Origin of the sequence: Pseudomonas nitroreducens, assembly GCF_024170165.1 — a bacterium.
GTDB lineage: Bacteria > Pseudomonadota > Gammaproteobacteria > Pseudomonadales > Pseudomonadaceae > Pseudomonas > Pseudomonas nitroreducens_C.
Window position 1 is genome coordinate 132,212 of the sequence record NZ_JALJXP010000010.1, and the last position, 13,563, is coordinate 145,774.

Genomic DNA, 13,563 nt, shown 5'->3' on the forward strand with positions numbered 1-13,563 from the left:
GTCATGCTCAAGCCCCTCAGGCCCTGGTTGCCTGCCCTGCTGCTTTGCAGCCCGCTCGCCGCGCAAGCGGAAGGTCCCTCTGGCGATTTCTGGCTGATTCACCAGCAGGGCAGTCTCTACAAGAACGAAATCTTTGTCGTCGATGGCGACCCCGCCAACATCTACGACCGCAAGAACGGCGTGCGCTCGCTGGGCGTCTATGAGCTCCATGAGGAAGGCGCCAAGCCGACCTTCACCGCCTATGACGTCGAAGTCGACTGCGCGAAGAACCGCGTGCGCCTGAACGGGGCGCAGAACTACGACAAGTTCTACAACGATATCCGTCCGAAGAAGGTTTCCAAGGAATGGCAGAAGAAGCCTGAGGCGTGGATCGCCCAGAGCCGCGACTTCCTCTGCAAGCCCGACGCCCACGTCGAGCAGAAGATGTACCCGCTGGGCAAGATGCCCATGACACAGCTGGTCTCGGCCGCCCCTGGCCTGTTCCAGCTGCGCAACCGCGAGCACGCCAAGGACCTGATCCTGCAGATGGTCGACAAGGGCTTCGAGCAGATGCCCGTGAAGAACGCACCGGCCAAGGAGGGCGTGCAATGAAAGGTCTACTCGCACTGGGGATGATCGCCATCCTGCTCGGCGGCTGCTCCGCCATCCCCACCCTGCCCGAGGCGCAGGCGCGCAGCTACTGGAAGGGCCGCCCGGCCGGCGACGCCATCGACCACTTCGGCGCGCCCAGCGATATCGGCCTGGCGCCGGAGAACGACTGGGTCGTGCTGATCTACCGCCGCGACACCTCCTACGTCTCCCGTGAAGCGCTCGGCACCTATACCGGCCCGCAGAACGGCCAGCTGGTGCACACCGAGTACTGGGGCGATGTGGTCCATTCGGCCAGCTGCGAAATCCGCGTGGCGATCAACCGCGCCCGGCAGGTGGATTACCTGCTGACCCGCGGCAATTGCGGCGGCATCGCGCTGAAACCTGAAGCCTGAGCCCAGGCCTCCCCAGCCAGGAAGGAACCCAAGCATGCCCAGCATGAGCTACCTGACGAAAGCTGCATTCCCGCTGTTCGGCCTCCTGGGCATTGCCTCGCAGGCTGTCGCCGAAGAAGTGAAGGTGACGGAGCTGCTGCGCAGCGGCTATGAAGTGAAGGCGGCCTACGTGGCGCCGGGGCGGGTCACGCAGATCCACTTCCTGATCCTGCAGAAAGGCACGTCGGTCTACCAGTGCGGCACCTACGAGGCCAGCTCCCTCGCGCAGCAGTTCTACGACTACTCCAACACCTTCTCCTGCTCGGCAGTCGGTGACTGGGTGCCGAAGAACGCGATTCCCGGCCTCAAGCAGTAATCCGGAGAAGGCCGGCATCCACCGATGCCGGCCGGACCGCCCCCCCAGTCAAGGATGACCCTCATGAAACTGCGCCTGCTGCCCGCCAGCCTGCTGCTTGCCTGTACCCTCGCCCACGCCGCGGACCAGCCGCCCGTGCCCAAGCCCCTGGAAGAACAGGTCAGCCGCCTGGTCGAGCTGTACAAGGACAGCTTTGCCACCGGCTACCCCGAGGCCACCCGTGTGCAGACCCTGAAGGCCGGCCCGGGCAACGAACTCACCCTCGCGGTCTTCACCATCGAAGGCTTCGACATGGGCAACAACTACAGCCAGTACCTCGCGGTGTTTTCCTCCACGCCCAACGAGGAAGGCCAGGAGCATTACAGCCTGCTGGACGCGATGCAGATCGGCGGCGGTGGCTGGCGCTCGGTCGAGAAGCTGGATGCCCGGCTGATCGCCGACCCGGCGGGCCAGCGCACCCTGATCGACATCCCGGTGATGGAAAATACCGATGACGACTCACCGAACTTCCCCAGCCGCGCCGGCGTGATCCACCTGGCCCTGGAAGGTTCGCAGACACCGCGACTGGTGGAGCAGCACTGAGGCAGCGCGCCTGAAGTACCAGGCCCGATACCAAGTCGATAACAAACCGCTCTAAATTTGTTTCCCCGGCGGCCGCCATTGCGGATACCCATCCTCAGCGGAAGCCCGTCCATGACTACCATCAGCGCCGTCAGCGCCACCAACGTTCGCTATACCAGCGCCTCGACCTCGGCCGCTTCGAGCACCTCCAGCAGCAGCGAAAGCAGCGCCAGCAGCGACGCCACCGGTACCTCCCAGGCCTCGGCCAGTTCCTCCACCCAGGCGACGGGCGGAGCGGCGGGTGGCGGCGCTGCCGGCGGCGCGAGCGGCAGCTCCGACAGCAGCAGTTCCGACACCACCCTGGAGAAGCTCAAGCAGGCCATGGAGCAGGCACAGAAGGAGCTGGAAGAAGCCGAGCAGGAACTGGCCAGGGCCAGCCAGGGCGGCGGCCAGACCGAGGAAGAAAAGCAGGCCCAGCAGATCGCTGCCCAGGCGGCCCAGGCGCGGGTTTCGTCTGCCTCGGCAGCGGTAGCCGCAGCCACCGCGGCCTATTCCGAAGCCCTGACCGATTCGGGCAGCAGCACCAGCGGTACCTCGGTGAATACCACCGCGTAAGGCTGGCCGCCCCTCTCTCCCGCCCCGGCGCGATTCAACGAATGGCGGCCCCCTCACCCATCAGGTAGGTCACCAGTTGCCGGGCGTGGGACGACAGCGCATCCCAGTCCGCGACGCAGATGCGCAGTTCACGGGTGGCCCAGGCATCGGCGAGAGGCACCACTGCCGCCGGCAGTTCCTGCGCCATGCGCGTCGCCGCCGCTTCCGGCAGCATGGCCACGCCTACCCGCTGGGCGACCAGCTGGGCAATGGCATCGAAGCTCGGCGCGCGCACGCGCACCTTGAGCGGCATCGCATTGCGCACCGCCATCGCCTCGACGAAGCGCTGCATGGCGCGCTCGGCGGGCAGACAGACGAAGGGGAAACTCAGTGCATCGCGCAGGCTCGGCAGGTGCTGGCCGGCCAGCGGATGATCCTGCGGCACCAGCAGTACCAGCTTGTCGTTGCGGAACGGCAGCGACAGCAGCCCGGCGGTGGGCAGGTTGCCGTCGTAGACGCCGATGTCGATCTGCCCTTCCTGCACCGCGCGCAGCACATCCTTGCTGTTCTGCTCGGTCAGTTGCAGGTCCACTTCCGGGTAGTCCGCCAGGAAGGGCCCCAGCGCGGTGGGCAGGAAAGTGCTGTTGGCCACGGTGGAAGCCGCCAGGCGCAGGGTGATGCGCCGCTCTCCACTCAGTTCCTGCAGGGTGTCGCGCAGCTGCCGGGCCTCCTTGAGTACCCGCTGGCTGGCCTCCAGCACCAGGCGGCCGGTTGGCGTGAGGGTCATGCCGTCGCTGTGCCGGGCGAACAGGGCGAGCCCGCAGCGCTCCTCGAACAGGCGCAGGCGGTTGCTCGCCGCCGAGACCGCCACTGGAACCGAAGCCGCCGCCTTGCTCAGGCTGCCGGTGCTGGCGATGGCGGCGATCAGGCGCAGATCGGCAAGATCGAAATGCATGAAGCGTTCTCCAAAAACGAAAGCCACGTTCGCCAACTTGCGATTCTAGCGGAATGGCCTTCTCTCTAGAATAAAGCCTTTCTCCTGCCTTGCGTCCGTGCCGCCATGAATAGCCTGACCTCTCTCTACCAGCGCAGCCTGCAGAACGGCGTGTTCTTCGCCGTGCTGTCCGCCACGGGCTTCAGCCTCAAGGCGGTCTTCGTGAAGCTCTCCTACGCCGCCGCACCAGTGGATGCGGTGACGGTGCTGGCCATCCGCATGGGCCTTGCACTGCCGCTGTTCCTCTGGCTGATCTGGCTGAGCCGCAGCCCGGAACAGGCCCGCCTGACGCCGGCAGATGGCGTGCGCATCCTGCTGCTCGGGTTGTTCGGCTATTACCTGTCCAGCCTGTTCGACTTTTACGGCCTGCAGTACATCAGCGCCGGGCTGGAACGGCTGATCCTGTTCACCTACCCGACCCTGGTGCTGCTCCTGCAGATGGCCGTGAACCGCGAGCGCCCCGACTCCCGGACCCTGGCCGCCATGGGCTTGTGCTACCTGGGACTGGGCATCGCGCTGGTGCATGACCTCCGCGTCGAAGGCGGCGGCGGACAGATCCTGCTGGGCGCCCTCTGGGTGTTCGCCAGCGCCGTGACCTATGCCCTCTACTACATGGGCACAGCCGCCGTGGTAAGGCGCGCGGGCTCGATGCGGCTGGCCGGGCTCGCCGGCGGCGCTTCATCGGTGATGGTGCTGATCCACTACGCGGTGAGCGGCGACGTGCAGCAATTGCTGGCACTGCCCGGCGCGGTGTGGGTCCACGGCTCGCTGATGGCGCTGATCTCCACCGTGCTGCCGATCTACTGGATGGCGCTGGCGATCCAGCGCATGGGCGCGACCCATGCCGCCGCGTTCGGAAACCTCGGCCCGGTGCTGACGGTGTTCGCGTCCTGGGCGCTGCTGGGCGAGGCGATCACGCTCTACCAGATTGCCGGACTGGCACTGGTGTTGTTCGGGGTGTCGCGGTTGTCCGGGGCCAAGGCAGCGCCTCAGCCTGCGCCGAAGCAGCACGCCGAGGATTGCAAGGCGACCGGTTGAGCGCATCGGCTCGGATGATCCGCGCGCTCACGGCGGGCGTGCAGCCCTCGGCGTGCCAGTAGCGTTCCGGCACTGGCACGCCAGGGGCGATTACTGCACGTTGCCGCTGTCGAGCTGACGTTCCTTCTCGGCCAGGCCGTTCGCCAGGGTGGTCAGCTTGGTGTCGGCGGCGTTGCCGGGCAGCGGATCGACGCCGGCCGAGGCGAACACCTGGCCGTAGCTGTTGCGCAACTCGGCATAGGCCAGGTCGCGACGCAGGTCCGCCTGCAGGGCATTGAGTTCGCCCTGGATCAGGTCCAGCTCGCCGATGCCCTGCGCCTGGTGGCGGTTGCGCAGCTGGCCGACGATCTGGTTGTCCAGGCTGGCCAACTCCTGGGTGGTGACGAACTGGCGGCGCGCCTCGTTGTAGTTGGCGTTGGCCACGTAGAGCTGTGCCAGCACGGCCATCGACATGGCCTGCCGACGGGCCACGTTGACGTCTTCGCCCGCCTTGGCCACGTCGATGGCTGCCGGGGCGGACAGCACGTTGAACAGGTTCCAGGTGACCTTCACGCCGTAGTCGGCCCAGCGGTTGTTGACCAGGAAGCTGTTGGAGTCGTAGTGCCCGCCGGCGGAGAATTCCAGGCCCGGCAGCAGGCGCAGCATGGCCTTGCGGGTTTCCGCGGCGCTGATACGCGCCTGGTAGTCCTGCTCGCGCAGTTCCGGGCGGCTGGCCAGGGCCTGCTGCTCCAGTTGCTCGAGGCCCACTTTCAGCTCGGGCACGTCGTAGCCTTCCGGCGCGGCGAGGGTCAGCTCGGTGCCCAGCGGCAGGTTGATCAGGGTGGCAAGCTCGGTCTTCGCCAGCGACAGCGCACGACGCTGCTCCTCCAGCTGGCGGCTGGCCTCGATCAGGGCGCGCTGGTAGCCCAGCGCCTGGACCGGGTCGCCGATACGCTGCTGGCTCATCTGCTGGCTGTCCTTGCGCGCGCCGTCGACCCGCGCCATCAGCGCGTCGATGCGGTCGAGCAGGCGCTGTGCGGCGACCGCGCGCCAGTAGGCCGAGCGCACGTCCTGGATGATGGTCTGCACCACCTTGCGCCGACGCTCCTGGACGATCAGGCGCTGGTCGGCCTGCTGCTTGGCGCTGACATAGCTGACGCCGAAGTCCAGCACGTTCCACACCATGGTCAGGTCGGCGACGTCGCGGTCGCGGTCCTGCGAGGTGGAGGGTTCCAGCGACTGGGTGTTGGTCAGCACGCTCTGGCTGCTCGAGGCGCTCTGGTTGTTGCGCCCGGCGTAACCCGCCTCGAGCGCCATGCGCGGCAGCATGTCGAAGGTGGCGAGATCGAGTTGCCGGCGCGACAGCGCCTCCTCCATCACCTTCAGGCGCGACTCGAGGTTGTACTTCACCGCACGGGCCATGGCCTCGTGCAGGGTCAGCGGGCCGCTGAGCGGCTCCTGATCCTTGAACATCGCCTGCAGGTCGTCGCGGGCGCGTTGCTCGCTGACACTGCGGTCGATGGGTTGCGTGGTGACAGCGCAGCCGGACACGGCAAGCGCCAACAAGCTGATCCCTAGCAAGGTCGTGTGTTTTTTCATCCCTGGCCGTCCCCCTCGTTACGGCTTCGTTCTTGTGCTTCTTCTGCTTGGCGATGTGGTCATCAGGATGCGTCGCGGTCCTGGGCTACTTGCCCCAGCGCCCAGGCCAGCTCACGCAATGGTTGTTGTTCGGACTCGTGGATCTGCTGCAGTTGCTGCGTCAGGCTCGGCGCGCCGAAGATGCCACGGATGCCCTGGTCGATGTCGCCGCTGCGACGATCGAAGGCCTTCAGCGGCGAGTTGTCGTCGCTACCGGCGCTATCGAAGATGCCGGCCAGCGTGCTGCTGCCGAATACCCCAGCGTCGCCGCCGCCGAAACCGAGGAAGCCCTTGCCGCTGCCGTCGCCGAACGACGAACTGCCAAAGGCCTGGGCAATGAAGCTCTGCGACGGCGCGCCGTTATGCACGAAGATATTGCCCAGCGGTGGCAGGCCACCAGTTCCTTCGCTCGGGAACAGCGACGGCGGCAGCACCGGCGAGGCGCCCTGCGGCGTGACGACCACCGGCACATTGGGTTGCAACGGGGTAGGCGACGGCACGGCAGGCACAGCCGGCGTGGTGATCCGGAACTCCGGATCGCCATCGGACAGCGAGCCGATCACATAGCTGTCGCCCCGCAACGAGTTCGCCAGCGCGTTGCCGGCCGCATCGCTGATGCCGCCAGCGTTGACCGCCAAGCCCAGGCTGCCCTGCCCGCTCACGCTGCCGACCGTCACACGGTAGATGCGCGCGTCCAGTTGCACGACGGAGAGAATGCTGCCGCTGGCGGAGTTGCTGGTCACCATGGAGAAGTCGCCGGCATCGACGCCACTGACGTCCTCGTCGAAGGTCACCAGGAAGTTCACCGTGCTCGCGCCGGTGGGCGACGGGTCCAGCCGCACGACCCCGGTGGCGGTGGGCGCGCGGGTATCCACCAGCACACCATGGCTGTCACCGACGCCGTTCAGGGATGTATTCAGCGCGTTGCCGGTGGCGTCGCGCAGGGAGCCGCCGTTGGCGGAAAGCCCACTGACCTGGATGCCGTCGGCGTCGTTGTCGCCAGCCTGGACGGTGTAGCGGAATACCAGGCTGTTGCTGCCCGAACCGCTGACGTAGTCGGCGTAGACGGTGCGCCCGCCCATGTCGATGGCCAGTTTCGGCGAGCCGTCGACCACCACGGCTTCGCTGGTCTGCACCACGAAATCGAGGGTGTCGCCCGCGTTATTGAGGCTCCCCGCAGGCACAGTGACTGCGGTAACGGTCGGCGCATCGCGGTCGACGCTGTACACCGCACCCGTCAGCCCGCCGCTCAGGGGGTTGCCTGCCGTGTCAACGATACCAGTGGCGCCGCCATTGAGGTTCAAGCCCAGCGTGCCGGTCCCCGAGACGTCGCTGACGGTGATCTGGTAGGTACGCGCGTCGATCTGCTGCAGGCCGCTCAGGCTGCCCGCAGCGGTACCGGTGCCGACCAGCGCAAAGTCACTCAGGTCGACGCCGCTGACGCCTTCGCTGAAGGTCACGGTGTAACGCACGCTGCCGGCATTGGTCGGCGACGGGTCGAGGGTGACGATGGCGCTGGGTGTCGGTGCCACGGTATCGACGATCACGCCGGAGGTGGCACCCACATTATTGAGCGTCAGGTTCATGTTGTTGCCGACGGCGTCGCGCAGGGTCGCGCCGTTGGCAGCAAGACCATTCACGCTGATGCCGTCGGCGTCGTTGTCACCCGCCTGGACGGTGTACTGGAAGACCAGGGTCGAAGTGCCGGAGCCGGCGACCAGGTCGGCGAATACCGTATGGCCGCCGATATCCAGGGACAGTCGCGGGGTGCCGTTGACCAGCACGGCTTCGCTGGTGTTGACCACGAAGGTCAGGGTATCGCCGGCGTTGTAGGGAACGCCGACCGGCACGCTGACACTGCTGACCGTGGGCGCCACGGCATCGACCAGCACGCCGGTGGTACTCGCCACGCTGTTGAGGCTGGCAACGATGTCGTTGCCGGCGCTGTCACGCAGGGTGGCGCCGCCGGTCTGGATGGACGAGCCAAGGCTGATGCCGTTGCTGTCGAACTGACCGCTGGATACCACCAGGCGGAACAGCAGGGCCGTGCCACCGCTGCCACTGACGTATTGGGCCAGGACAGTGCCGCCACCATCCAGAGTCACGGCGATGCTCGGCGTGCCGCCACTGGTGTCGACGATCACGTTCTCGCTGAAGTTGACGACGAAATCGAGGTTCTGCCCCGCCACATAGGTGCCGTTGGCCGGCACCGTGACACTGTTGACGACAGGCGCCACGCCGTCGATTACCAGGTTGGCGCGACTGGCCAGGCTGTCGATGCTGGCCGGGTCCGGCAGGTCGCTGAAGGCATCGTCCAGGCGCGCGTTGAAGATCCTCGCGCCGTTGAGCGACAGCGCGCCGACGCCGGCAATGTTGAGGTCCGCGCTCTGGTCGCCGGCCTGCACGGTATAGAGGAACGACAGGATGTTGCTGCCGCTGCCGCCCAGGTACTGGGCGGTGCGGTCGATGATGCCGGTTTCCAGCAGCAGGCTCGGCCTGCCGGAGGTGGTGTCGACGCTGACGCTCTGGTCGAACTCGACGAGGACCAGAATCTGATCGCCGACCTTGTAGGTGCCGTCCGGGGTGCCGGCACTGACGCCGACGATACGCGGGTTGGGCTGCTCGACGTTGATCGAGATGATATCGGTATCGGTCTGCTGGCCACCGGAGCCGGACTGCCCCTGGTCATTGGTGATGATCTGCAGCGAAGCCGCGCCGTGGTAGCCGGCCAGTGGGGTGAAGCTCAGCCCTGCCAGCGCATTGTTGATGTCGGCGAGGGAGCCATCGAAAGTCATGATGGCATCGACGGTGCCATCACCGGCCAGGAACGACAGGCCCGAGGTGCTGCCCAGGGTGATCAGCCCGTTGATGCCGACGAGCGTCACGCGCAGGTTCCCACCCGCGACATCCACGTCCGAGATGGAGATCGCGTTGCCATTGCCGGCGCTGAAGACCAGCGTTTCGTTCGAGAGCACCGTCTGGGCACCCGGCACGCTGTTCACCGGAGCGTCGTTCACCGGGCTGATGGCCAGATTGAAGGTGGCCGATGAAACCTTGGCGCCACCCGTGCCGGTATTGCCGCGGTCATCGAGGCTGACCGTCACGGTGACGTTGCCCGAGGCATTGACTGCTGACAGGTAGCTCACCTGGCTGCCGGCGATGAAGGCGTTGATATCGCTCAGGCTACCGCTGAGCACCAGTTGGTTGGTGCCCGAACCCGTCAGCGTCACGCCGGCACCGGCCAGGGCACTGAAAGTGCCGCTGCCTGCGGCGACGCTGAAGGTCGCCCGGACCACACCCGATCCGGCGTCGATGTCGCTGAAGCTGATGCCGTTCAGCACCAGGGGGACGTCCTCGCTGCCGCTCACCGGCAACGACGGCACCACGGGGATGCCCGGAGCATCGTTCACCGCATCGACCTGCAGGATCAGGCTGCCGCTGTCGGTCTTCGCCGGGCCACCGCTGTTGCCCAGGTCAGTGATACTGACACCGAGGGTGACGTTGCCGTTGAAGTTCGCGTTCGGCGAGTAGAAGAGGTTCATCCCGGCGATGTAGGCGTTGATGTCCGCGACCTTGCCGGTGAGCTGCACAGTGTTGGACCCAACGCCGACCGTGACGTTGCTGCTGGGGATCGCCAGCACGGTGCCGCTGTTGGCCGGCAGCGTGAAGGTAACCTGAACGTTGCCGGTACCCGCGTCGACGTCGGAGACGACGATGCCGGTAATGGGCCCGGTGGTGTCTTCGCTGAGACTGATCACGCCAGGCAGGCTGAGCTGTGGGGAATCGTTGGCGGCGGTCACGGTCACGCTGCGGGTGGCGTCGACGCTGTCGAGCTGGCCGTCGCTCACGCTGAAGCTGACGCTGCGCGTGGTGGTGTCCGGGGTGTCCGAGCTGTTGCTGTAGGTCACCGAGCGCAGCGCTGCCTGCCACTGGGCCGCGCTGGCGCCACTGGCGGAAGTGAAGGTCATTGTGCCAGTGGCGGCGTTGTAGCTGCCGCTGATGTCACCCATGGTGGCAGGATCGTTGGTGAATCCGAGCACATCCTCGGAGGGCCGCAGATTGCCAGTGATCTTCACCGAGGCGCTGTAGAGCAGCGGCGAATCGATGTCCGACACGGTAAGGCCGCTGTCGACCACCACCGGCGTGGACGCCACGTCCGCCCCTTCGACGAACGCCGCGCTGCCGCCACTGCTGGCGACCACCGGGGCGTCGTTGATCGCGATGACGGTGACGCTGGCGGCATCGCTGGACAAGGAAAACGGCGTGGTGCCGCCGCTGCTGGAAGCGTCGAGCTTGAACCCCTGTTGACCGGCGGTGAAGCCGCTCTGGTCCCAGGCCTTGAAGGTGAAGCTGGCAGTGGTGCCATGGACGCCGTCGGGCACGAAGCGCACGCGATCGCTGCTGCGCAGCAGCAGCGCCGAAGCCGTGGAAACGGTACCGACGTCCTGCCAGCTGGCGCCGCTGTCCAGGCTGAACTGCCAGGTGCCACCGACGCCGGAGTTCAGGCCGGTGATGGCAATGCCCTGCACCGCGCCCGTGTCCACGTCGCTGACCTGACCGGTGATGAGGCTGGAAACCGCCTGTCCGACGTTATTCACGTCACCGTCGGTCAGCGTGTTGAGCATCGGGCTGGAGGGGGTCAACACGGGTGCATCGTTGACGCTGCTGACGCTGATTGTTGCCTGCGCGATGCCCGTCGAGAACGCCGTGCTGCCGCCGTTGGAGCTGGTATCGGAGGTGGAGCGAATGCCGTTGAGGGAAGCGATGCCGAAGGTCTGGTCCCAGGCGCGAAAAGTCAGTGTGGCCGTCCCACCGTTTTTGCCATCGGGCACATAGCGAAGCAGGGTACTGCCCGACAGCAGCAGCGCGCTGCCATTGGACACCGCGCCAACATCGGTCCAGGTCACGCCATCGGTGGAGTACTGCCAGACGCTGCTGCCGGAGCTGGCCGTCAGGGCAATTCCGCTGGCGGGGCCATCGACGTCGGCGTAGGTAACGCCGGCCAGCAGGCTGCTGACCGTGACGGCCTGGGAGCTGGTGTCTTCGTTGGTACCGACCCAGGTGTAAGGGCCGCCAGACAGGGTCGGCGCGTCGTTGATGGCGGTGATCGCCACCTGGACGACGGCGCTGTTGGAGTCGACGCCAGCGCTGTCGGTGACCACGAAATTGATCTGCCGGGTGGTATCGGAACCCCCGAAGGTCGGGTCATCCGAGCTGGAGGAGAAACTCACCGAGCGCAGGACGGCCTGCAACGCGGCGGCGCTGCCGCCACCGGTGATCGTCAGGACGCCGGTGGCGCTGTTGTAGCTGGTGGCGAAAGCGCCCGGGCTGCCGACGGTGAGGGAATCGCCGACGCGCAGATCGCTGATGGTGACCGTGGCCTTCTGGAAGCTGTTGCCGTCGTCCACCAGGGTCAGCGTGGGGCTCAGCGCCACTGCGGCTGCGTTCTCGGTGTAGCCGATGGCGTTGTTGGCAGGCGCGAGCATCGGGGCGTCGTTGGTGGCGATCACGCTGAGAGTGACGTTCGATGCTGCGCTGGTGCCGCCATCGCCATCGGAAACGGTCACACTGATAGTGCGCGCCGCAGTGTTCGGGTCAAGCCCGTTGCTGTTCACGTAGGTCAGGTTGCGCACCAGCGCCTGCGCTGCCGCTGCGGTGGCCACGGAGTTGAAGGTCACCACCAGGTTGCTGCCGCCGCTGCCCCCCGTGTAAGTGCCGATGAGCACGCCGCCGTAGGAGATATTGGCGCCCGAAACGCTGATCTGGCCGGCGCCGGTCCCTTGGTTGCGAATGCCCAGGACGTCCTCCAGCGATTGCTGGCCGGAGGTGATTGCCACGCGCAGCTGACCGCCATCGAAGTTCGCCGAGTCGCTGTCGCTCACCGTGGCCAGGCCCGCCGCATCGATCAGCGTCGGCCCGTTATCTTCGGTGAAGCTTGCGGTCTTGCCATTGAGCCCGCCGAGCACCGGATCGGCGTTGGGCCCCTTCAGGTCGGTGAGCAGGACCTGCTGCAGGTCGATGTTGGCGACCGATGTGGAGCCGTTGAGATTGGTGACGCGCAGGGTAAAGCTGCTGATGTCGTTGAACAGTGAACTGTCGATGTTGACGGTCAGTGGTCCCTGTGCACCCGAGAAGGTGAACGACTGGGTAACCGTAGCGCCCCCGGAAATCGCGCTGACGTCCAGCCGGTAGTTGCCGCCGAAGGACTGGATCACCAGGCCATCCAGGTCGAACTTGCCAAGATCAACGTTATCCGCGGTCCAGGTCAGCTGGTAGTAGTAGTTGCTGTCCCCGTCAGCCACGGAGCTCGTTCTGAAATAGATCGAGTCCGGCGAGCTCTCCCGCACTGCGCCCGTGGACTCACTGAGGGTGAAGCCATCCACCGTGTTGCCGCCGGTGTTGTTGGTCCAGTAGGTGTCGCCCAGCGACTGGTTTGCCGAGGGCAGCGCCAGCAGGTCGGCATAATCGGGGCCGCTGTCGGAAGCCCAGGGGCGCTGCGTCTCGATGCTGCCGGTGTGGGCTTCCAGCGTCCAGTTGCCGCCCAGGGCCGCGGCGCCGGTGCGATCGGTGGAGGCAGCCACGTCGGCGCGGGTAAGCACCGACAGTTGTTGCAGCAGCACTTCGCCGGAGCCCTTGGCCACGTCGCAGCCGTAGAGAAGGATGTCGCCATCGGCATCCAGGCTGTCGCCGATGGCGGACAGTTGCGAAGCCTTACTGGCCAGGTTGTCGGTGCTGAGCACGGTGTTGCCCAGATGCACTTCACCCTCTTCGCCGTGGCTGAGGATATGGATGGCGTCGATGCCGGTGCGACCGTTGAGGTACTGGGCGATCTGCTGCAGGCCGTCCTTGTTGCCGTCGAGCACCACCACTTCGGTACCCGGCTTCAGGCTGGCGACCAGTTGCTGGTAATTGGCGACCTTGCTGTCGACGAACACCACTTCATGGCGCTGGTCGGAGGAAGCAGTGGGGGCTGCGGCGAGGGTGTCGTGGGAGGACGAGTCGGTGGGTGTTTTGTCCTGGGCGGCGGGATGATCGGCGCTCTGACTGGCGGCGGTATCCGCGACGGTGGCGGCGACCGCGCCGTCGAACATCATCCTGGCTTCGAGGCTCAGGGCCAGTGGGGAGCGCATGGCGCCCGACTGATGCTTGCGAACGGCCGACGACGCGAACCAATGCCTGAACATATGGCCTCCTCCCTGAGAGCACACACGCAAAGCCGCACCGGCTCCGGTACGACGACTGCAAGCTGGCAAATTGTTATTGGATTGATCTCACCATAATGCCTGATGGAAAGCTGACGTCAATGGCCCGATAGCCGGCACTTGCCGGCAATTCGATCAATAACAGCGAGCCCGACGCACTCACGGATATCGTCTATGTTTCCTCTCGGCCCGATCGCCAGCGGATTGGTCGGCGGGCCA

Annotated in this window: 9 protein-coding genes; 6 read left to right on the top strand and 3 right to left on the bottom strand. The window is 66.2% G+C overall.

What is annotated here, in order from left to right; translation table 11 throughout:
- The first annotated feature begins 3 nt into the window (after window positions 1-3).
- The 5 genes from J2T47_RS20020 (at window position 4) to J2T47_RS20040 (ending at window position 2,514) form a co-directional block, all read left to right on the top strand.
- Complete coding sequence (locus tag J2T47_RS20020; RefSeq protein ID WP_253450682.1) at window positions 4-591, top strand: hypothetical protein; 588 nt, start codon at window positions 4-6, stop codon at window positions 589-591.
- Complete coding sequence (locus J2T47_RS20025) at window positions 588-983, top strand: hypothetical protein (protein WP_045214467.1); 396 nt, start codon at window positions 588-590, stop codon at window positions 981-983. Before J2T47_RS20020 ends, J2T47_RS20025 begins: the two co-directional genes overlap by 4 nt.
- Window positions 984-1,017: 34 nt before the next feature.
- The gene (locus J2T47_RS20030; RefSeq protein WP_253450686.1) at window positions 1,018-1,338 is read left to right on the top strand and encodes a hypothetical protein; all 321 of its coding nucleotides are present in this window, start codon (window positions 1,018-1,020) and stop codon (window positions 1,336-1,338) included.
- 63 nt (window positions 1,339-1,401) lie between these two features.
- Window positions 1,402-1,920, top strand: coding sequence for a hypothetical protein (locus tag J2T47_RS20035; RefSeq protein WP_253450689.1), 519 nt, complete (start codon window positions 1,402-1,404; stop codon window positions 1,918-1,920).
- Between the two features lie 111 nt (window positions 1,921-2,031).
- Window positions 2,032-2,514 carry a hypothetical protein gene (locus J2T47_RS20040; protein ID WP_253450692.1) on the top strand — a complete coding sequence of 161 codons (483 nt, stop codon included), beginning with the start codon at window positions 2,032-2,034 and terminating at the stop codon, window positions 2,512-2,514.
- Window positions 2,515-2,548: 34 nt separating this feature from the next.
- On the opposite strand, the gene J2T47_RS20045 is transcribed toward J2T47_RS20040, so the two are convergent.
- Complete coding sequence (locus tag J2T47_RS20045) at window positions 2,549-3,448, bottom strand: LysR family transcriptional regulator (RefSeq protein WP_253450695.1); 900 nt, start codon at window positions 3,446-3,448, stop codon at window positions 2,549-2,551.
- Between the two features lie 105 nt (window positions 3,449-3,553).
- Here J2T47_RS20045 and J2T47_RS20050 point away from each other — a divergent pair, with 105 nt between their 5' ends.
- Window positions 3,554-4,525, top strand: coding sequence for a DMT family transporter (locus tag J2T47_RS20050; protein WP_253450698.1), 972 nt, complete (start codon window positions 3,554-3,556; stop codon window positions 4,523-4,525).
- 90 nt (window positions 4,526-4,615) lie between these two features.
- Here J2T47_RS20050 and J2T47_RS20055 read toward each other — a convergent pair whose 3' ends face one another.
- Together J2T47_RS20055 and J2T47_RS20060 are read right to left on the bottom strand one after the other, a co-directional pair.
- Window positions 4,616-6,103, bottom strand: a complete 1,488-nt coding sequence (locus tag J2T47_RS20055) for a TolC family protein (protein WP_253450701.1) — start codon at window positions 6,101-6,103, stop codon at window positions 4,616-4,618.
- 62 nt (window positions 6,104-6,165) lie between these two features.
- Window positions 6,166-13,272 (bottom strand): DUF4347 domain-containing protein, encoded by a 7,107-nt coding sequence (locus tag J2T47_RS20060; RefSeq protein WP_253450704.1) that lies wholly within the window; start codon window positions 13,270-13,272, stop codon window positions 6,166-6,168.
- Between the last annotated feature and the right edge of the window lie 291 nt (window positions 13,273-13,563).